This is a genomic window from Candidatus Nitrosopumilus sp. (assembly GCF_028278985.1).
In the GTDB taxonomy this organism is placed as follows: Archaea; Thermoproteota; Nitrososphaeria; order Nitrososphaerales; family Nitrosopumilaceae; genus Nitrosopumilus.
In genome coordinates this window covers 25483-46530 of the sequence record NZ_JANQTA010000007.1, presented here as the reverse complement: position 1 = coordinate 46530, position 21048 = coordinate 25483, and the positions used below count along the sequence as shown (strand labels likewise).

Annotated in this window: 19 protein-coding genes and 2 tRNA genes; 9 read left to right on the top strand and 12 right to left on the bottom strand. The window is 32.5% G+C overall.

Annotated elements, in window-relative coordinates; genetic code table 11:
• The first annotated feature begins 146 nt into the window (after positions 1–146).
• Positions 147–479, top strand: a complete 333-nt coding sequence (locus tag Q0941_RS03295; protein ID WP_299291333.1) for a hypothetical protein — start codon at positions 147–149, stop codon at positions 477–479.
• On the opposite strand, the gene Q0941_RS03290 is transcribed toward Q0941_RS03295, so the two are convergent.
• Together Q0941_RS03290 and Q0941_RS03285 are read right to left on the bottom strand one after the other, a co-directional pair.
• A complete protein-coding gene (locus Q0941_RS03290) occupies positions 476–754 on the bottom strand; it encodes an acylphosphatase (RefSeq protein ID WP_299291331.1) in 279 nt (92 codons plus the stop codon). The genes Q0941_RS03295 and Q0941_RS03290 overlap by 4 nt on opposite strands.
• A gap of 45 nt (positions 755–799) precedes the next feature.
• The gene (locus Q0941_RS03285; RefSeq protein WP_299291329.1) at positions 800–1534 is read right to left on the bottom strand and encodes a 50S ribosomal protein L2; all 735 of its coding nucleotides are present in this window, start codon (positions 1532–1534) and stop codon (positions 800–802) included.
• A 119-nt stretch (positions 1535–1653) separates the two neighbouring features.
• Between Q0941_RS03285 and Q0941_RS03280 the strand changes: the two genes are divergently transcribed.
• The 3 genes from Q0941_RS03280 to gatE are packed head-to-tail and all read left to right on the top strand — an operon-like array spanning position 1654 to position 7051.
• Positions 1654–3822: a CDC48 family AAA ATPase gene (locus Q0941_RS03280; protein WP_299291327.1), complete on the top strand. Its 2169-nt coding sequence runs from the start codon at positions 1654–1656 to the stop codon at positions 3820–3822.
• 32 nt (positions 3823–3854) lie between these two features.
• Entirely contained in the window at positions 3855–5144 is a 1290-nt protein-coding gene (gene gatD, locus Q0941_RS03275; protein ID WP_299291325.1) for a Glu-tRNA(Gln) amidotransferase subunit GatD, read from the top strand.
• A gap of 8 nt (positions 5145–5152) precedes the next feature.
• A complete protein-coding gene (gene gatE, locus Q0941_RS03270; RefSeq protein WP_299291323.1) occupies positions 5153–7051 on the top strand; it encodes a Glu-tRNA(Gln) amidotransferase subunit GatE in 1899 nt (632 codons plus the stop codon).
• A 3-nt stretch (positions 7052–7054) separates the two neighbouring features.
• Here the strand turns inward: gatE and Q0941_RS03265 are convergent.
• Positions 7055–7139 (bottom strand) — tRNA-Leu (locus Q0941_RS03265).
• A gap of 38 nt (positions 7140–7177) precedes the next feature.
• Between Q0941_RS03265 and Q0941_RS03260 the strand changes: the two genes are divergently transcribed.
• Complete coding sequence (locus tag Q0941_RS03260) at positions 7178–7378, top strand: hypothetical protein (protein WP_299291337.1); 201 nt, start codon at positions 7178–7180, stop codon at positions 7376–7378.
• Here the strand turns inward: Q0941_RS03260 and Q0941_RS03255 are convergent.
• The 5 genes from Q0941_RS03255 to Q0941_RS03235 are packed head-to-tail and all read right to left on the bottom strand — an operon-like array spanning position 7365 to position 12662.
• Positions 7365–7904, bottom strand: coding sequence for a hypothetical protein (locus Q0941_RS03255; RefSeq protein ID WP_299291321.1), 540 nt, complete (start codon positions 7902–7904; stop codon positions 7365–7367). The two genes, Q0941_RS03260 and Q0941_RS03255, sit on opposite strands and share 14 nt — an antisense overlap.
• Positions 7905–7912: 8 nt before the next feature.
• On the bottom strand, positions 7913–8998 hold the full coding sequence (dnaJ, locus tag Q0941_RS03250) for a molecular chaperone DnaJ (RefSeq protein WP_299291319.1): 1086 nt from the start codon (positions 8996–8998) through the stop codon (positions 7913–7915).
• Positions 8999–9044: 46 nt separating this feature from the next.
• Entirely contained in the window at positions 9045–10931 is a 1887-nt protein-coding gene (dnaK, locus tag Q0941_RS03245; protein WP_299291318.1) for a molecular chaperone DnaK, read from the bottom strand.
• A gap of 6 nt (positions 10932–10937) precedes the next feature.
• Entirely contained in the window at positions 10938–11489 is a 552-nt protein-coding gene (locus Q0941_RS03240) for a nucleotide exchange factor GrpE (RefSeq protein ID WP_299291316.1), read from the bottom strand.
• 33 nt (positions 11490–11522) lie between these two features.
• Positions 11523–12662, bottom strand: a complete 1140-nt coding sequence (locus Q0941_RS03235) for a hypothetical protein (protein ID WP_299291314.1) — start codon at positions 12660–12662, stop codon at positions 11523–11525.
• A gap of 63 nt (positions 12663–12725) precedes the next feature.
• Between Q0941_RS03235 and Q0941_RS03230 the strand changes: the two genes are divergently transcribed.
• Together Q0941_RS03230 and Q0941_RS03225 are read left to right on the top strand one after the other, a co-directional pair.
• Positions 12726–13751 (top strand): DUF354 domain-containing protein, encoded by a 1026-nt coding sequence (locus Q0941_RS03230; protein WP_299291312.1) that lies wholly within the window; start codon positions 12726–12728, stop codon positions 13749–13751.
• A gap of 56 nt (positions 13752–13807) precedes the next feature.
• Positions 13808–13880 (top strand) — tRNA-Gln (locus Q0941_RS03225).
• 28 nt (positions 13881–13908) lie between these two features.
• Here Q0941_RS03225 and Q0941_RS03220 read toward each other — a convergent pair.
• Both Q0941_RS03220 and Q0941_RS03215 read right to left on the bottom strand, forming a co-directional pair.
• Positions 13909–14670 (bottom strand): ABC transporter permease, encoded by a 762-nt coding sequence (locus Q0941_RS03220; protein ID WP_299291310.1) that lies wholly within the window; start codon positions 14668–14670, stop codon positions 13909–13911.
• Complete coding sequence (locus Q0941_RS03215; protein ID WP_299291308.1) at positions 14654–15592, bottom strand: ABC transporter ATP-binding protein; 939 nt, start codon at positions 15590–15592, stop codon at positions 14654–14656. The genes Q0941_RS03220 and Q0941_RS03215 overlap by 17 nt, the downstream gene beginning before the upstream one ends.
• A 200-nt stretch (positions 15593–15792) precedes the next feature.
• On the opposite strand from Q0941_RS03215, the gene Q0941_RS03210 reads away from it, so the two are divergent.
• Positions 15793–17202: a single-stranded DNA-binding protein gene (locus Q0941_RS03210; protein WP_299291307.1), complete on the top strand. Its 1410-nt coding sequence runs from the start codon at positions 15793–15795 to the stop codon at positions 17200–17202.
• On the opposite strand, the gene Q0941_RS03205 is transcribed toward Q0941_RS03210, so the two are convergent.
• Positions 17199–19937, bottom strand: a complete 2739-nt coding sequence (locus tag Q0941_RS03205; RefSeq protein ID WP_299291305.1) for a DEAD/DEAH box helicase — start codon at positions 19935–19937, stop codon at positions 17199–17201. The genes Q0941_RS03210 and Q0941_RS03205 overlap by 4 nt on opposite strands.
• A gap of 98 nt (positions 19938–20035) precedes the next feature.
• Positions 20036–20689 carry an ATPase domain-containing protein gene (locus Q0941_RS03200; RefSeq protein ID WP_299291303.1) on the bottom strand — a complete coding sequence of 218 codons (654 nt, stop codon included), beginning with the start codon at positions 20687–20689 and terminating at the stop codon, positions 20036–20038.
• Between the two features lie 107 nt (positions 20690–20796).
• Between Q0941_RS03200 and Q0941_RS03195 the strand changes: the two genes are divergently transcribed.
• Positions 20797–21042, top strand: a complete 246-nt coding sequence (locus tag Q0941_RS03195) for a U6 snRNA-associated Sm-like protein LSm6 (protein ID WP_299291300.1) — start codon at positions 20797–20799, stop codon at positions 21040–21042.
• Positions 21043–21048 lie beyond the last annotated feature (6 nt).

Here is a 21048-nt window from a genome sequence, read left to right as displayed (position 1 = left end):
GGTCCGGGAGGGAGCAATCCTAAGGTGGAGCATCCACGCTTCCTCGTCAACGTGGCGGATCTTGTACGCCTTGAAATGGGGCTATTCGTCTAGACTGGAACCAGCAGATCTACTACCTTTATACTCTAAACATAGTTTACAACAATATGGAAGGAATGATTTCTTTTGGAAACAAGAGAACTTATGAAGACTTTAAAAAACAAATTCCTGTCCAAGTGTTACCATTTTTTGATAAAATTAGAGAATTTTGTTTTTCGTTAGGAGAAAATGTAGTTGAAGATGTAAGAATGCACAGAGTAGTTTTTTGTAAATCAATGACTTTTAGATGGTTTGCTGATGTTCAACCTGAGAGGGATGGAGTAATTATCAAAATTCAAAAAAGTAGAAAAATTCCTGTTCAAATAATTGAAATAAAAAAAGAACAATCAATTTCTGAATTTGGTGATATTATCAAAGAAGCATATGAAGAAATTCACTAGTACAAAACATCAAATTTTGAGAATTCTCCAGTAAAGTCCTCGTTTCGGATTTCAACATCTTCAACTCTCGCATTAGCAGGACCTCCATGTGCCCATTCAATTAGTCTACTAACTTTTTCCTGGTTTCCTTCTAAAATGGCTTCAACTCTACCATCTTTCAGATTTTTTACCCAACCAAATACATCATTTTTTTTAGCCATGACTTTTAGAGCTTGGCGAAAAAACACACCCTGCACCTTTCCAGTAACAAAAATGTGGATTCTTTGGTTAGTCAATAGAATATCTTTTTACGAGCTATTAATCAATTTTAGGTTAGAAAGTTACTTTCTTTCTTTAATTCTAGCTCTACCGGTCTTTCTAGCTGCAATACTTCCAACCTTTGCACCAGGAGGAGCATCTCTTGAAACAGTAGAACTTTGACCAACGTGTTGATGACGACCACCACCATGAGGGTGAACATAAGCTGCTTGAGCAACACCTCTAACAATTGGATATTTCTTACCTTTAGCTTTAAAGTTTCTCCATTTTCCACCGGCACTCATAAATGGTCTTTCACTAACACCGCCACCAGCAAGAGTTCCTATCATTGCTCTGTTTTTTGGATTTAGTGTTGCAAATCTTCCAGATGGTAATTTTACTGTAACACCTTCTTCTCCATGTGAGAAAATAGTTGCGTTAGTTCCTGCTGATTTAACAATGGCTCCGCCATCGCCAAAGTGTTTTTCAATATTACAAACAATAGTTCCATCGGGAATATTCTGAATACTGATAACATTTCCCTGTTCAATTTTTGATTTTAATCCAAAATGTAATGTTTCACCAACTTTTGCACCCAAAATTGCTGGAACAAATGAGATTGAACCATCTTCAAAACGAATTTTTGCCAAAGGTGCATCTCTTCCACGTTCATGAATAAGATCTATGATTTTTCCTTCATGCTGTTCAGATAATGGAAAACGTGGGTAATTTGCCTTGGAACCTACTTTTCCAGTAGAAGTAGATCTAAACTGATTGCCTCCACGGCCTCTTCTTCTTACTAGTGGTCTCTTACCCAAGTTGATCGTTTCCGACGCTCAGAGAATTTTAAGCTTGTGATTAGATTCCTAGGTTGGCTTTACTGTAATTTGGCAAAATTACCACAAAGATATAAAAATTAGACAGAGGGCTTTTCTGTATGAGTCAAAATGCCCTTTCTCTTAAAGTTCTAGAAGCATATACTAGAGATGTAGGAAGGGGTGTTGCTAGAATTGATTATGATTCAATGGATACTCTAAATGCCTCTACAGGCGATGTTATTGAAATTAAAGGTAAAAGACGAACAGTTGCAAAATGTCTACCACTTTATCCATCTGATGAAGGTAAAGGAATTATCAGAATTGATGGATTAGGCAGAAATAATTCTGGAATTGCAATTGGAGATACTATTTCTGTTAGAAAAATTAAAGCAGTTGCAGCTGAAAAAGTTGTAGTTGCACCACTTGAAGCAATCCCTCCAATTGATGAGAGATATCTTGCTGATGCTTTAGAAAGTGTTCCACTAATCAAGGGAGATAATGTAATGGTTCCATACTTTGGTGGCCGATTAACATTTCAAGTAATTGGAGTAACCCCAGCAGCTGACGCTGTTCTAGTTACTCAAAAAACAGTTTTCCATATTGCTGAAAAAGGAGAAACATTACGTGGCGTTCCTCAAGTAACATACGAAGACATTGGTGGATTGACAGATGAGATTAAGAAAGTTAGAGAAATGATTGAATTACCATTAAGACATCCTGAGATTTTTGAAAAATTGGGAATTGAAGCACCAAAAGGAGTTTTACTTTATGGTCCTCCTGGTACAGGTAAGACATTACTTGCTAAAGCAGTTGCAAATGAAAGTAATGCACATTTCATTAGTATCTCTGGTCCAGAAATTATGAGTAAATTCTATGGTGAAAGTGAAGCCAGACTAAGAGAAATTTTCAAAGAAGCAAGAGAAAAAGCTCCATCAATAATTTTTGTAGATGAAATTGACTCTATTGCACCAAAAAGAGAAGAAGTTACTGGTGAGGTTGAAAGAAGAGTTGTATCTCAAATGTTGTCTCTAATGGATGGCCTTGAAGCAAGAGGCAAAGTAATTGTAATTTCTGCAACAAATAGACCAAATGCAATTGATCCTGCACTAAGAAGGCCAGGAAGATTTGATAGAGAAATTGAGATTAAAGTTCCAGATAAAAAAGGTCGAAAAGACATTCTTGCAATTCACAGTAGAAACATGCCATTATCTGATGACGTAAATATTGATAAAATTTCAGGAATTAGTCATGGATATGTTGGTGCCGACTTAGAATACTTGTGTAAGGAAGCTGCAATGAAATGTTTGAGAAGATTATTACCAATTCTTAATTTAGAAGAGGAAAAAATTCCACCAGAGACACTTGACAAATTGATAGTAAATCATGAAGACTTTACTAAAGCTCTCATTGAGGTAACACCTTCTGGTATGAGAGAAGTATTCATTGAAAATCCTGATGTTAAATGGGATGAAGTAGGCGGTTTAGAAGAAGTAAAACGAGAATTACAAGAAGCAGTAGAATGGCCAATGAAATATCCTGGTCTTTATGATAAATTAGGTCATAGTATGCCAAGAGGAATTTTACTTCACGGCCCTAGTGGTACTGGTAAGACTCTACTTGCTAAAGCAGTTGCAACACAAAGTGAGGCAAACTTTGTTTCAGTAAGAGGTCCTGAATTACTTTCAAAATGGGTTGGAGAATCAGAAAGAGGCATTAGAGAAATTTTCAAGAGAGCACGTCAATCAGCACCATGTGTAGTTTTCTTTGATGAAATTGATTCAATTGCACCAATTAGAGGTGCAGGCGGAGAAACAGCTGTTACTGAGAGAGTTGTGAGTCAATTACTTACAGAATTAGACGGAATGGAAAACATGCATGGCGTTGTAGTTTTGGCTGCAACTAATAGAGCAGATATGATTGATCCAGCTTTGTTAAGACCAGGTAGATTTGACAAGATTATCCAAGTTCCAAATCCAGACAAAGACAGCAGAAAGCGTATCTTGGAAATTAACGCAGAAAAGATTCCAATTGGTGATGATGTAGATATGGAAAAGATTGCAGAAATTACCGATGGAATGAGTGGTGCAGATACATCATCCATTGCAAATACAGCAGTTTCATTAGTAATTCATGAATTCTTAGATAAACATCCAGATGTCAAAGACGTAGAGAAAAGCAGTATTGATGCTAAAGTTACTATGAAACACTTTGAGGAAGCAGTAAAGAAAGTAAGAGAACAAAAAGACCTCAAGATGGGCGAAAAATTAGTAGCATCTTATTACAGGTAGTTTTAATAAAATAGCAAATCTATTCCTCATAAATGTCAGAATATAGAGGGTATGAAGGAAAATCATTAGAATTTTTAAAATCAAATAACATCATAGTTGGAGATTCTGTAAAGATTCATTCTGATATCACTTATTCAGGCATAATCATGCCTAGATATGAGCATAGCGATGATCAACACATCGTGATTAAACTCAAAAGTGGATACAATATTGGTTTAGAAATTGTGAGAATTGAAAAAATAGAAAAAAATCAAACCGCTGAAAAAATCACTCAAACTTCTGAAGAAATTACGAAAAAAGAAGGATTGCCAAAAATATTGTTACTTTCGACAGGTGGAACAATTGCAAGTAAAGTTGATTATAGAACAGGAGCAGTAACTCCAGTTTTAACTGCTCAAGAATTAAATTCATCAGTTCCAGAACTTTCTGAAATTGCCAACATTGATGCAGAAGTTCTCTTATCAGAATATTCAGAAAACATAATGCCAGAAAATTGGTTGGAAATTGCAAACAAGATTAAAGAATTTGAAAAATCAGATTATGCTGGAATTATTGTAGCACATGGAACAGATACTATGCATTACACATCGTCATTTTTATCATTTGCATTAACAGGTTTTCCTATTCCAATAATACTGGTTGGCTCACAAAGATCTTCTGACAGAGCATCATCTGATGCAGCACTGAATTTAATCGGAGCAACAAAATTCATTACAGAAACTAAAACAAGAGGAGTTTACATTGTAATGCATCAAGATGAAAATGACAATACGATAGCTTGTCATATTGGAACAAGAGTGAGAAAAAATCATACGAGTAAAAGAGGAGCATTTCAAACAATAGGAGATAATCCTGCATTTATAATTGCAGAAGAACAAATTCAAAAAAACATGAAGAAAGATTTCTTTTCTACAAAAGACTTTGAGCCAAAAATAAAATTAAATACAAAAGTTGTTTTAGTGAAATATCATCCTGGGTATGATCCTAAAATTCTAGAGCAGATTATCGATTCTGGAATAAGTGGAATTATTTTTGAAGGAACAGGTCTAGGCCATGTTGGAAAAGTGATGTACGAATCTATCAAAAAAGCTAAAGAAAAAGGGATTTTCTTAGGTATGACATCACAATGTATTGATGGTAGAGTAAGAATGACTGTCTATGAAAGTGGAAGAGATTTGTTAAATTTAGGCATAATTCCTCTTGAAAATATGATTCCAGAAGTTGCATTAGTCAAAGCAATGTGGGTGTTAGGTAATTATGAAAATTCTAATGAAATAAAGGAAATTATGCTTGAAAACATTGCTTCTGAATTAACTAACTAGGAAAGAAAATGACTGAAATTACACCAAACGATTTAGGAGTCAAAGTAGGATTAGAAATTCATCAACAGTTAGCTACTAACAAGAAGTTATTTTGTGATTGTGAACCAATTGAAACAGAAGAATATTCAATTAAATTCCAGAGAAAATTAAGAGCTGCAAAAAGTGAGCTTGGAGAATATGATCCAGCCGCATTATTTGAAAAATCAAAATCAAAATCTATTGTGTATTACGCAAATCCAGAAAGTAGTTGTCTTGTTGAACAAGATGAAGAACCTCCCCATGAATTAGATGTAGATGCAAAAAAAATTGCATTAGTGATAGCTTCAGCACTAAATTCAGAGATATTTAGTGAAATTTATCCAATGAGAAAAACCGTTGTAGACGGTTCAAATACTACCGGTTTTCAAAGAACCATGCTTATTTCTCAAGGAGGGAGTTTTGAAACTGAAGAAAATAAAATTGGCATCCAATCAATTTGTCTTGAAGAAGATGCTGCAAAAAATTTAGGCGATAAAGGATCTGTTAGAAAATTTGGATTAGAGAGATTAGGAATTCCATTAGTTGAAATTGCTACAGAGCCATTTGAAGTGGATCCTAAAAATATTAGAAAAATTGCATTAGCATTAGGAAGAATTCTTAGAAGTACAAAAAAAGTTAGACGGGGATTAGGATCAATTAGACAAGATGTTAATGTTTCAATTCGAGAAGGCGGAGTTGTTATCGAAGTTAAAGGTGTCCAACAATTAGATCAATTACAAAAAGTTGTAGAATATGAAGCAATGAGACAACACGGATTGTTAATAATTTCTAAAGAACTCCAAACAAGAAAATGGACTCATAATGAAAATGAGGATAGAAAAGATCTTACTGAATTATTTTCAAAATGTAATTCAAAGATTATTCAGAATGCTATAAAGAAAAAGCAGAGAATAGTGGGAATTTCATTTAAAAATTTGGCCGGATTATTTGGTTTTTCACCATATGAGGGAATTCGTTTGGGAAAAGAAATAGCAGAATTGGTTAGATTTTTTGGAATTGGAGGTGTATTTCACTCCGATGAGCTTCCAAATTATGGTGTAGAGTCAACAGACATAGAAAATCTCAAAGAATTCATGAAGATTAAGGAAAATGATGGATTTCTTATTTTAGCTTGTCCAGAAGAAAAAATGAAAATCATTATAGATCAAATTATTCTAAGAATAGAACATATCAAAAATCATGGGATACCTATTGATACAAGATTAGCTACGCAAGAAGGCCAAACAAAGTTTCTTCGCCCAAGGCCTGGTGCAGCTAGAATGTACCCTGAAACTGATATTCCTCCAATTATTATTTCTCAGGATGAATTAGAGGAATCAAAAAAGAATGTTCCAAAATCATGGGATGAATCATTAAAAGAATTACAAACAAAATATGATTTGAACTTACAATTAGCGGAACAAATTTTTGATTCAAAATACATTAATTTGTTTGAAAAAATTGTAGAAAAATCAAAGGTAAATCCAACATTTGTAGCATCAGTATTTTGTTCAACAATTACAAATTTGGAAAGAAATGGACTAGATTCTGAATTATTAAAAAATCAAGAAATTGTAAAAACATTTGAATTTTTAGAGAAAGGTAAAATTGCAAAAGAATCAATCGAAATCATATTTGAGGGCATAATGTCTGGAAAATCAAATACTATTGAAGAAGCAATGAAGGCATCATCAATTGAAACAGTTGATGAATCAGATTTAGAAAAAATTATTCAAGAAATAGTTGATAAAAATCATCAATTGATAAAAAATCAAAAAGAACGAGCTATAGGTCCTCTAATGGGAATAGTCATGAAAGAATTAAGAGGAAAAGCATCAGGTGAAACTGTAAACAGAATTTTAATGAAAAGTATTCAAAAAAAATTGTAATAATGCGGGAAGTGGGATTCGAACCCACGAACTCCTAAGAGATAAGGATCTGAACCTTACGCCGTTGACCAGGCTGGGCGACTCCCGCATCGTAAAATTTTGAGATCTAGCATAAGTTTCTTTATTATGCTGGAAAATAAAGTGGATAAGAAAAGTGAAAAAATGGAATTTCGAGAAGTATATTGCACAAATTGTAAAAAAGTTCTAGGACGATATAATATCAAATTTTACAATGAAGATAAAATTGGTGAATTGCTAAAAACTACACATGCAAATCATGTAAGAAGTGGGCATCAAATCAATATTAGAAAATTTATTTCTGATTAAATTGGTTAATGACTTGAGATAGATTTGAAATTCTATTAATTCTCTTATCAACAATATTTTGATTCCATGGTTGGTCATAAAGAAAAATTCTTTTTTGATTTTGTAAAATTTTCATAGCATTTAGAGGAGAATCGTCAATAAATACATCATAATTCAAATCAGCTTTCATTGGTCCGCTAACTACAGAAACATAATTTTCATAAACAATATCATGATGTTTAAGCCAATTTTTTACAAAAGAATCAGTTGAGCGTTCTCTAGCAGTAACAATATCTACTTGTCCAAATTGGGAAATTTTCTTGGTAAAATCAGATAATTTTGTTTCTGTGGGTGGGATGTTTGACCAATTTTCCCAACATTTGCTTAATTCAGCATAAAAATCATATTGATTAATGTTAAATTTTTTCCAAAAATTCCAATCAGTAATTTCATGTTTTAAAATTTCACTACGAATTTTGTTATTATGTTCTAACCAAGAAACAATTACATCGGCAAGAACTCCATCAACATCTAATGCAATTTTCATAATTTGATCTACTCTGAAGATTTTTGGAATTCATCAAGAAGGTTTTTTTGATGTTTGTTGAGCTTTCTAGGAACGTTAACTACAATCCTAACATACTGATCTCCTTTACCTCTAGAATTGATATGAGGAACCCCTTTTCCTTTTAATTTTATTATGGTGTTAGGCTGGCTACCAGAATCAACCTTAATCTTTTCTGTACCTTGCAATGTAGGCACAACAATATCACAACCCAAAGCAGCATCTACCATAGATACATCATGATCATAAAAGATGTCTTTACCATCTCGTTTGAATTGAGAATGAGATTGAACTCTAACTCGTACAATAAGATCACCATTTGATCCATTTGGAATTTCATTTCCTTCATTAGGAACAGTATAATCTCCAGAGTCTATTCCTGGTGGAATCTCAAATGTAACTGTCTTGGAGCCCTTTTTCTTTCCTCGTCCTTTACATTCTTCACATGGTGTTTCAATGATTGATCCTTGACCTCTGCATGATGAACAAGGAGCTGCAGTGACAAAGGATGCAAACCCCATATTCCTAGTTTGTCTTACTTGTCCTTGACCATTACAAGCTCCACAAGTCTTCTTATTTGTCCCAGGTTTACATCCTGAACCATGACAGGTATCACATTCAATTTGTTTTTGTAATTCAATTTCCATTTGTTTTCCGTGAAGAACATCTTCTAAGGATACAGATGTCTCATATAGAATGTCAGAACCCCGTTGTTGATTAAATCCAAAACCTCCTCCGCCACGACCGAAGATTGATTCAAAAATTGATTCGAAACCACCCCCACCTTGACCAAAAATATCGCTAAAATCTCCACGTGCACCTTGAAAGATATCTTCATTGCTATATCTTCCGTCTACTCCAGCATGACCATGCTGATCATAAATTTGTCTTTTTTCGGTATCAGATAATACTGCATAAGCTTCAGAGATTTCTTTAAAATGTTCTCCAGCTTCAGAAGAATTATTTCTATCTGGATGAAATTTTAATGCTAATTTTCTATACTGTTTTTTTATTTCATCAGCTGAAGAAGTTTTTGAAACTCCTAAAACTTCGTAATAATCACGTTTTGCAGCCATATATCATCACTATATCATTAGAATATTAGTTAAGGAATTAGAAAAATCAGTTGGTCTTGTTCTCATTAGAAGAAGATTCAGATGTTTGTTCACTAGACTGTTGTCCTTCAGCACCTGCTTGTCCTTCAGCACCTGCTTGTCCTTCAGCACCTGCTTGTCCTTCAGTACCAGGTGGAGGGGATGCATTTTTGTAAAGTTCAGTTGTAATTTCATTAACAAGAGTTTGTAAGGCTTCTAGTTTTGGTTTTAATTCTTCAGGTTCTCTATCAAGAACTTCTTTGACCTCTTTTACTGCATCAGTTACTTTGATTCCTTGTTCTTGAGAAATTTTATCTTTCAAATCATGATTAACTAATTTTTCTGTAGTGTAGATATAACTTTCAGCTTCATTCTTAAGATCAATTTTTTCTTTCTTTTTATTGTCTTCATCAGAGAATTTTTCTGCATCTTCTTTTAGTTTTTCAATTTCTTCTTCAGAAAGTTTTGAAGAAGATTCAATTGTAATCTTTGCTTCCTTTTGAGTTCCAAGATCTTTTGCAGTTACATTAATGATTCCATTTGCATCAATGTCAAATTTAACTTCAATTTGTGGAACCCCACGTGGTGCAGGTGGTAAATCAGTTAGATTGAAGCTCCCCAAAGAAACGTTATCTGTAGCCATTGGGCGTTCACCTTGAACAACGTGAATTGTTACAGCAGTTTGATTATCAGCTGCTGTAGTGAATACTTTACTTTTAGAAGTAGGAATTGTGGTATTTCTTTCTATAAGAGGCTCTCTTACTCCTCCTAAGGTCTCAATACCCAAAGTTAAAGGCGTTACATCAAGTAATACAATATCACTTGCAACATCACCTGCAATAATACCAGCCTGAATGGCAGCACCCATAGCAACTGCTTCCATAGGATCAACACCAGATTCTGCTGTTTTTCCGATAACTTCACTAACAAATTTCTGTACCAAAGGAATTCTAGTCGGACCTCCAACCATCACAATTTTGTGTACGTCTGATGGAGATAGTTTTGCATCTTCTAATGCTTTAAGAATAGAAGGCTTACAGCGGTCAACGATTGGCCCAATTAATTCATCAAGTTTTGCTCTAGTAATTCTTAATTCTAGATTTTTTGCTCCACTTGAAGGATCATGTGCAATAAATGGTAAATTAACATCAGTTTCCATAACTGTAGATAATTCAATTTTGGCTTTTTCTGCTGCTTCTCTGATTCTTGTCATTGCAGTAGAATCTTGTGTTAAATCAACACCTTCTTTTTTCTTGAATTCATCTACAATGTAATCAATAATGACCTTATCCATATCAGTACCACCTAATTGAGTATCACCAGATGTACTCATTACTTCAAATACACCTCCACCCATTTCCATAATTGTTACATCTAAAGTACCTCCACCAAAGTCAAAAACCAAAATTTTCATGTCTTCTTTTGCTTTGTCTAATCCAAATGCAAGAGATGCAGCAGTAGGTTCATTAATTATTCTTACAACATCCAAACCTGCAATAGTACCAGCATCTTTTGTTGCTTGACGTTGATTATCATCAAAATATGCAGGAACAGTAATGACAGCTTTTTCCACAGCTTCTCCAACAAATGCTTCTGCATCTTTTTTGATTTTTTGTAAAATATATGCTGAGATTTGTTGTGGTTTGTAATCTTTGTCTTGAATTTTAAAAACGTGATCAGAACCCATTTTTCTTTTAGCTGCTACAATTGTATTATCAGGATTAGTAACAGCTTGTCTTCTTGCTGGTTCGCCAACTAGTAACTCACCTTCCTTAGAAAATGCTACAACAGAGGGGAATGCCTTTCCACCTACCGTAGCACCTTCAGCAGCTGGAATAATAGTTGGTTTCCCACCCATCATTACTGCTGCAGCAGAATTACTAGTTCCTAAATCAATTCCTATAACTTTAGCCATATTTTATCATCCTTTTTTTGAAATTTCTACTAATGTTGGTCTTATGACCCTAGTTTGAGAAATATATCCTTTCCTGATCTCCTTAGTAATAGTGCCATCATCCAGGTCACTATCATTGATAACAGATATAGCTTCATGATAATTTGGATCAAAAATTTCTCCCAGTGCATCAATGGGCTTGATTTGATATTTTAGAAGCAAAGAATCCATATTTTTCAGAATCCCATCTAATCCTTCAGCTTCAACATTACTTTCGGTAAACACTTGCTTTGCTCTAACAAAATCATCATAAATTTTTAAGAAATCTAAAATAAAATCATCAACTTTTGCATTAACACCGTTTTCAATATCTGACTGAGTTTTTTTTGAAAGATTTTGAAAATCTGCCAAAACATGTTTAAGTTTTTCTTCGTATTCTGAGTTTTTTTCTTTTACAGACTCTAATTCTTTTGATATTTCATCACAATCATTTTCAGAAGATTGGAGTTTATTATCATCACTATTTTCATTTGAAACAACATTAACTGGAATTTCATCAGAATTTTCTTCTTCAGTCATAGTCTGAATTTTTTTAAAAGCTAATTTAAATTATTATTGTATAGTTTCACACAAAGGATTTGCTTTAACTATAATTAAATCAGAATCTTGTTTTGTTTTTTCAATATGATCAAAATCGGTTTGAGAGCAAGCTACCACAATTGTTGTTTTATCTGAATGGAAGAGATCAAAGTTTGGATCTTCATAAGCTTCGACATCTCCAATATAATCTCGTAACCTAGATGTTAGATTTTGTAGCATTTCAATTTTGTCACCACGCATTGAATGTTGATCTAGAGTCCATGATAATGCAATCTTAGTTCTACTAGCTTTTAGATCATTTTTCTTTAATGTAGAACGAATTTCATCAATTAAACGTTTGATATATCCATCAATTCCTTTGACACTTCCATTAATCAAATACATCAAAGTATTAGCACCTTCAAAAGATGAGCCTAGAGACTTAAGATCAAACAGACCACCAACCATTTTATCTAAAAAGATGTTTTGGAAATCATCTGAAGACAAATCATTTTTTGTAATATCATCTTGAGCGTATTTGCAAACTTCTAAAACACTACATAGGCTAGAAAATCTTGAAAGAACATCAATTGCATGAAAATGTTCTGATGAAGATATTGCAACAAATTTCTTCTCTTTTTTCCCAGTAGTTAATAATTCAGCAAGTGTTGAATCTTCTTTTCCATTAAATGATCCAATGATTTTTGGTTGTTGATTAGGATCTTCTAATGGATAATAGAAGTAGGAAATTTGTTTTCCTACTTCAAGACCAGTTACATGTTCTAGTAAAGAGATATTTTCATTATTTCCACCAAACCCAGTTGGTAATGTAAAAACCACAGCACTTTTCTTTTTTAATGAAGAAACAGCATCTTTGAATTTTGAGTGAATTTCAGTTTTGATGTCTTGGCCAGTTTTTCTGAGTCTAGGGGTAAAGAAAAGATATTGAGCTTTTGAGATTGCAACATCAATTGGCTCCATTGCTAACAATGGTTCGTCTTCTTTTAGAGAAGAAACATTTGGATAAGTTTTGGCAATTTCAGCCTTTAAAGAGATTGCAGAAGGAGTTGATTCGTCTATTATGTAGACATCTGCTCCTTTGATTGCCATTTGAGATGCAATTGCATATCCTTCAGTACTTAATCCATAAACAACCACTTTTGCTCCCCCCATTATACTTCGCCTATGTATTGGAGTAAGAAAAACTTATTGAAGTTACCCAATTTAGAAGAATAATTGAAAATTTGGATAGATATTCTAACTCCAAAGCAATTGTTGTTTTCGGAGCCAATAATTGAAAAGCTAGGCAAAAAACATGAGATTTTATGCACTTCAAGAGAATATCGTGAAGTCATAAGAATTGCGAAAATACGAGATTTCAAAATTTCAGTGGTTGGAAGACACGGAGGAGGCGATAGAAATGAGAAATTAAATGAAAGTATCAAAAGAATGTCTGGACTATATAGTAAAATAAAAAAATTCTCTCCAGATCTTGTTATAAGTTATTGTTCACCAGAAGCTGCACGGATTTCATTTGGTTTAGGAATAAAACACATTGCTTTTTGCGATTCACCCCATGCAGATGCAGTAATGAGATTGACATTACCACTAATTCAAAAATTACTAATACCAAAAATGATTCAAAAAAAAGAATTCTCAAAATATGGAATTAATGAAAAAAATATTATTCAATATAATGCAATTGATGCTGCTGTAACTATCAAAAGAAAAATGAAAAATCAAAATAGAATCCCATTTACAAAAAAGAAAAAAAATATTTTAATAAGAATTGAGGAAGAACAAGCTGCATACACTTCTAAATCAGATATTATTATTCCAATTATAAAGAAAATTATTTCAGAATTTAAAAATGAAAATATTCTAATTTTAGGAAGATACCCAAAACAAATTGAGCAATTTAAAAAAATTTGTGGAAATTCTGCAAAAATTATCAAAATGTCATATGATGGAAAACAACTTCTAGAAAAAACAGATGTTTTTATTGGATCTGGAGGTACAATGACTGCAGAATCTACATTATTAGGTGTACCTACAATTTCATACAATGCTATTCCAAACATTATTGAAAATTATTTAGTTCAAAAAAAGATGTTGAAAAGAGAAACAAATCCAACCAAAATTGCTAGACATATGAATAGGATATTTGACAGGCCTGATACAAGTCATAAAAAACGAATAAAAAAAATTGTAAATTCTATGGATAGTCCTATAGAACTGTTAGTCAAAATTATAAATCAATAACTTCAGAATTAGACTAAATCAAAGTTCATTAAGGGAATTAGTGAATTTTGATTAGCAGCCCGATAGTGTAGAGGTCAAGCATATGGGCCTTTGGAGCCCGTGACGGCAGTTCGAATCTGCCTCGGGCTACTTTATCAAAATTCAATTAAAGAAGGGATTAGAAATCAAGTTTTGTTAATAATTTAGATGCTATTATAAACAATCCAGCAGCCATTGCTAAAAGAACAATCATTTCATAAAATACAAATTCTGTAAATGTACCAAAGATTCCTGCTCGAATCACATCAACCAGATAAGTCAAGGGATTCAGATAGAAAGCTGAACGTAAAGGTTCTGGTGCACCTTCTGCTGGATAAAATGCTGTACTTACAAATGCAAAAAATAGAAAAACAGTATTGATAATTACATTGAATCCTTCACTTGAGCGTAATCTTGTCGAAATAATGGAAGCTAGGGAACCAAATAAAACTGAACCAGTGATTGCACCGAAAACAATCAAGGGTATAGTAATTAGTGAAAATTCAATTGAATCAAAAAATACAGGATAGCCTACTAAGGCAATTAAAGATGCACTAACCAGTCCAACAATTCCTATTGTACAAATATTGCTAAGAATGTAATGACTTCTGGTAAAGGGACCAGACATTATTTGTTCAAACATTCCATGACGTCTATCATTCCAAATTATTATTCCAGATACAAGAGTACTATTCATTATGTTAAATCCAATCATACCCGATGCAAGAAAAGCAGGATAATCTAAGTCTCTAGCACCTAATGGTACATTTTGTATTAGAGGTGCATAAGCAAATCCTGCAACAAAAATGTAGATTAGTGGAAAAATTACTTGCCATATTAAAAATCCAGGATTTAGAGAAATTGTGAGATTTCTATTTACTAATCTAATTATCGGATGCATTTTCTCTTACCATTTTTAGAAATATGTCTTCAAGATTTGTTGGCACTGCAGATAAATCCTCTATTTCTATTCCTTCATCATTCAAAATTTTCAAAATTTGTAATAATATGTATTCAGATTTTTCCGAATGAATAATAATATTTGTTCCATTATCAAAATCAATTTTACAATCTTCAATATTTGATAGAAATGAGATGATTTCTTTTCTTTCTTCATTTAGATGAATTTTAATAGTTTTTTCATTGCCAAATTTTGATTTTAAACCATCTGGAGTATCAACAGTTATAATTTTTCCTTTATCTATAATTGCAATTTTATCACAAAGATATTCAGCTTCAGATAAAATATGAGTAGTATAAAAAATTGTTAAACCTGTCTTAACTTTATTTTTCAAATAATCTAAAAGATTTCGTCTTGCATTTGGATCTAGACCAACAGTTGGTTCATCTAAAAATAAAAGTTCCATATCATGCATAAACTCTCTTGCAACCTGAACACGTCTTCGTTGTCCTATAGAAAGATCTTCATTTCGTTTTTTTCGAATTTCTTTCAAATCAAAATCTACAAGAAGTTGCTCAAGTCTCTTTTTTCTTTCAATTTTAGGAACATTCCACATCATTCCATACTTGTCAAGGGATTTCTCAACAGAGAGAGTAGGCTCGTAACTAGGTTGTTGAAGTACTACTCCGATTTTATGACGAATTTGAAGGGGGTTATTGACTGCATCAATTCCAAGAATGCACATTGAGCCTGATGTAGGTGGAATTAGCGTAGTCAATAGCTTGATAGTTGTAGATTTTCCAGCACCGTTAGGACCAAGAAATCCAAATACTTGTCCAGATTCAACGGATAGTTCAATTTTGTTAACGGCAGAGATAGATCCATATGATTTTGATAAACGGCTTACCTCAATACAAGACATAAGGAAACTGCGATCTTCTTACTAATTTACTTAATGAGGTAATTTGTCTCAATTTTAAAAAAAACATTGATTGGAGAGTGAAAATGTGACTATGAAAAAATAATATTGATTTTTAGAAAGAAAATTGGAAAAAAATGCGATCAAAGATTTGAAAATAGTTTTTTAAAACTCAATGAAATTTTTATTAATAGAATATTTCTATGAAGATTAAATTGTCAGAATTAGAAAATTTAATCAATAAATTAATTGAACAAAAACCAGAACTGTCTAAAGAAGACATACAAGATCAAATAAATTTGAAGAAAGAAAAAATTGGTGCAGGTTATCTCACTGACCAAGGAGCTCTATTTCTTATTGCATCTGATTATGGACTGAGTTTATCAGAACCCCTCAAAGTAGAACTAGGATTAAAAGATCTGTATGCTGGTGCAAAAGAAATTTCTTTAGAAACAAGAGTTTTGAACTTGTCTCCAGCCAAACAATTTTCTAGAAAAGATGGTTCACCATTTTACTTAAGAACTATGACAGTTTATGATTCAAATTCAACTGCCAGTGTAAAACTATGGGATGAAAAAGCAAATCTCCCAGGAATTGAGGATCTAAAACCAGGAGATTTGATAAAAATTATCAAAGCATATGTAAAATCAGATCTTGATGGTTCTCCAACAATAAATATTGGTTCAGGTTCAAATATTGAAACAACAGATTCCTCAAGTGAGATTCCATCAATTGAAACTATCACCAAAGACATTAGTGAATTACAAGAAGGACAAAAAGACATTGTAATTTCAGGCACAATTGATGGCGTTATTAGCGGAATGGAATTCACAAACTCACGAGGTCAACCTGGAAAAGCACTTAGAATGCGGCTAAAAGGAAAAGATAATTCTGCAATGAGAGTAGTCCTTTGGGGAAAAGACGAATCATCAATTCCCAATATGATTTCTCAGAATGCTAAAGTTAAATTATTAGGTGTCAGAGTGAAGAACGGAAATCAAGGATTAGAGATTCATGGAAATGATGCAACTATAATTGATATAGAAGGGGGAAAAGAAGCAGAACCAATAGTAACTCGAATTCTTTCTATCACTCCTACTGAAAATGGAAAGAATATGATTCTTGGAGTAGACAATAATAGAAAATTGTTCAATATCAGTGACTTTTCAAATTCTACTTCAATTTGTGCAGAAGGAGATGTGATTGAATGTATGCCATCAAAAGTTTATGGAAATTCAATTACATTAGATGATAATTCATTTGTAAGAAAATTAGATAATGATGAATCAATTCCAACACTTTCAAAGATTCGTACAAAAATTAATGATGTAAAAGTTGATCAGAGTTATTGTATAGAAGCTATTATCTTAAAGGTACCAGAAAGAAGAGAAGTGCAAACAAAGTCTGGGGAATCAATTGCACTATCAGAGATGTTTGTGGAAGATGATACTGGTCAAATTTGGGTTAAAGGTTGGAGAAATCAAGCCAGATTAATTGACAAATGTGAATTGGGAGAAATAATTTCAATTACTGGTCTTAATGCAAAAGCAGGATTAGAAGGTAGAATTGAATTATTCTTAACTTCGTTTTCAAAAATTACAAAGAAGAATTAAGAATCCCAAAAACCTCTAGTGACAACATATTGTCGTTCAGCTTCATAGATTTGTTTGAAGAGATGTTCTTCATCAACCATATTACGTAGGATTCGTGCAGCAGTATCTGCGCCTACACCATATCCAGACATTACAACAATTGCGGTTTTTCCAAAATTTTCTATTAAAGAAGACACTTTCCAGGCACGATCAAACTTGTGTTTCTCATCAGATGTGAGTTTTTTGCCCTCATGTTTTTTTCGTATAATTTTTGGTAAATCATAATCCGAATAGAATGTTGCAGTAATCTGTCTCCCCTTACAATAGGGACAAATTAATTTTGAAACCTCATTTGTCTCAACAACACGTTCCCATTTTCCACATCTAGCACAAATTAAACGATGTTTCGTTTTTCCTAATCGAGATTTTACTAGATCAAGAATACCTTTGTCTAGATTTGCAGGTGATGAATAATATTTTGCAGTATGATCTAAAATCGGTTCTGCAAGCTTTGAGAATTTATCTACTTCAATCCATTGAATGCTAATTTTATCCTCTCTGATATCGTTTAGTAATTTTTCACAATTTTCTAAATCATATTTATCATGAAAAAGTTCTCGCAATGCTTCCTGTACAAGAGAAGTTTTTGAATATCTCTCATACAGAAATCTGGCAGATTTTCTTTCATAAATTGCTCCACGTCCTACTATACCAAATTTTTTTGCAACACACCATGTTCTCCAGTTTACATTATGAGTACCTGCAAGTGAAGCACTTACAATTGAAAATAAATCATATTCATCTTTTAAGACATCAAGGAATATTTTTTCGACAATTCTAGATCTAGATGACAATACAATTCTATATGCATCAGAACGAGAATCAACAATTGAACCCAACAATGAAGATAGTATGGAAGACAATAATGTAGATAATGTAGAATTAATTTTTGTGCCAAAACATGAATGAATTACAATTGAACCCTGTGAACGATTTGATTCAATGATAAAATGATCCTCATCAGGAATTTGATCAAATTGCAGACTTGTAATTAGTTTGTTGGATAATTTGATTGAACCATTTTTGACTTTTGTTCGAAATTGACCAACTTTTCTAGCAGTCTTGTAGTCAATTGGAATGTTTTCACCCTCCCAATATGGAACTGTAATTCCTCCTCCTCGAAATGGTTCAACGTTGACTGTAAAGGATTTTTCATCAACATTAAGAATTCTCCATTGTGAGCCTTTCAAGACGAAAATATTTCCAGAATCACCATAATCTCCAACAAATCGTTGATCTAATGAACCGATAATTTTTTTCCCAACACTATCAAAAACTTTGAATTTTAAAATATCGGGAATTGTAGAGAGGTTCTCAAAATAATATTTGAAGGAACGTCCTTTCTTCCAAAAAGTCATTTTAGTTCTATCAAAAAATATCAAATAGTTAGAATCAAGTAAATCCAGAACGTCAATTAATTCATTTATTTTTAAATTTCTAAAAGGAAATGCTTTTGTAACTAGATTAAATGCATCATCAACTTGCATTTCTCCAATCTGCATGGTTAAACCCACCAAATGATGAGCAAGAACATCTAATGATCCATCATGGATTTTTTGTTCCTCAATTGACCCCTCTTGAATTCGATTAAGAATTGCCTGTGCCTCAAATTCATCATCAGAATTATTTGTGATAATCAGTCCTTGGGCAGAAGCATCACGGTTATGTCTACTTCTACCAATTCTTTGTACAAATTTTGAAACTTGTCTTGGTGAGCCATAATGAATAACTAATTCAACTGAACCAATATCTAATCCCAATTCAAGTGAAGAAGTACATACTACAATCCCTTGTTTTCCCTCACGTAAAGATAATTCAGTTTCTTCTCGAACTTCTTTAGATAAAGAACCGTGATGTAGTTCAATAGGGATTGGAGATTTTTCTTTCAAAATAGATGCTAAAAACTCTGACTCTCCACGAGTGTTTGTAAATAATAGAATTGGCGAGTCTAGATCTAATTCAGAAACATAGTCAACAATACTTTGGGCTACATCAGAAATAGTTCCATCTACAAATTTTATCTCAACATCATATTTTCGAACAGATGTATCTCGAATAATTTCACAAGTTCTTTTCGTACCCACAACAAATTTTGCCGCTTCATCAAAATTACCCACAGTGGCAGATAATCCAATTTTTGTTAGAGGAAATTTTGAATTAAATTCCAGACGCTCCATACTTAGAGAAAGCTGAGATCCACGCTCACTAGACAATAATTCATGAACTTCATCTACAATAATCCACTCTAGTTCAGATAATGCATCTAACATTTTGATTTGAGTTAGTAAAATTACTAATGTTTCAGGAGTTGTAATAAGAACATCTGGTGGATTTTCGGTGATTTTCTTTCTATCCTTTTGTGATGTATCACCATGTCGAATTTGAATTGTTAAATCATTTGAATGAGCATATTTTGTAATTCTTCTAAACACATCTCGATTCAATGCACGCAATGGTGTAATGTAAAGTGCCTTTATTTTTCCAGATTTTTTAGAATTTTTTAATAATGAAAAGATTGGAATTACAGAACATTCTGTTTTTCCTGAACCGGTAGGAGCAATTACTAAACAATCTTTTTTTTGTAAAATTTTAGGAGAAGCCTTATGTTGAATTTCAGTTAGTTTTGAAAATCCAAAATTTCCAAATAAGGAATCAAGAATCTGATTCTTCTGTTGAGTTTGAACGTGATCTTTCATAAACAATTACACCGACTAAGCCAAGTGCAAATAAAGCAACTGTAATTATTGGAATAGAATCAAAAATTCCAGCCATTGTTAATCTTTAGATTAGCATGTTAAATATCTTCAGCATCTGATAATCCTAATTCGTGTATTTTATAATGAAATGAATTTTGATTTAAAGCCCAATTTACAATTCCAGAATAAAACTTTGGTTTTTTTAATAAATGAATTTTTACATGTGTAAAAGGACTAATTGCTGTTTTCATATTTTCAATTTCTTTTCCATCAATTGTTCTAACCATATTTGTGACAACTATAGGAACATTAGTGGTGGAAGAGAATTTTGCTAAACTATTCATGTATTTCATAAATATTGAATTTTTTTCATAAATTGATTCTTCTTTTTGATATTCATAGGAAAACAGATCTGTGATATTGTCAATAAGAATCAACGAATAATTTTTATCAAAATTTGTTAGTGAATTAATTTGTTCATGTGTGTTTGTAACTCTAGAAACAGAAATTTGTTTTAGGGAAACCGAATCTAAATAAAATTTTTTTTGTAACTCAATTATTCGCTCAGGCCTAAAATTTCCTGTTGTATCAACATACAATACTTTTCCACCATTTCTAATACATGAAATACATAATTGGAGTAAAAATTGAGTTTTTCCTGTACTGTTTGCTCCAAAAACATCTACTATTATTCCATGAGAAATTCCACCTGACAAAAGTTTGTCCAATTTTTGAATTCCAGTTGAAATCATGTGATAATTATTAGAAAAACAAGAAAAAATTTAAGGAATTTTGAATTAAAAATACGAGGTAAGGCTTTTATTCTAGAGAACAAAGTTGCAAATCAAGTGAATAATTAGTGTCTCAATCAAGTAGCGCAAAAAGACCTTTAACAACTCTTCAAAAAAGTACAAAGAAGAAAGTTACAGTTAGACTGAAAAACGAAGTTGAATACAAAGGTAAAATGGATAATGTTGATTCATACATGAATTTGATCATGACTGATGCCGAAGAATTACACGAAGGTAAAACCATTGCAAATTATGGTAGAGTTATTGTAAGAGGCAACAATGTGTTGTTTATCAAACTAGAAAATGAACTCTAGTATGGG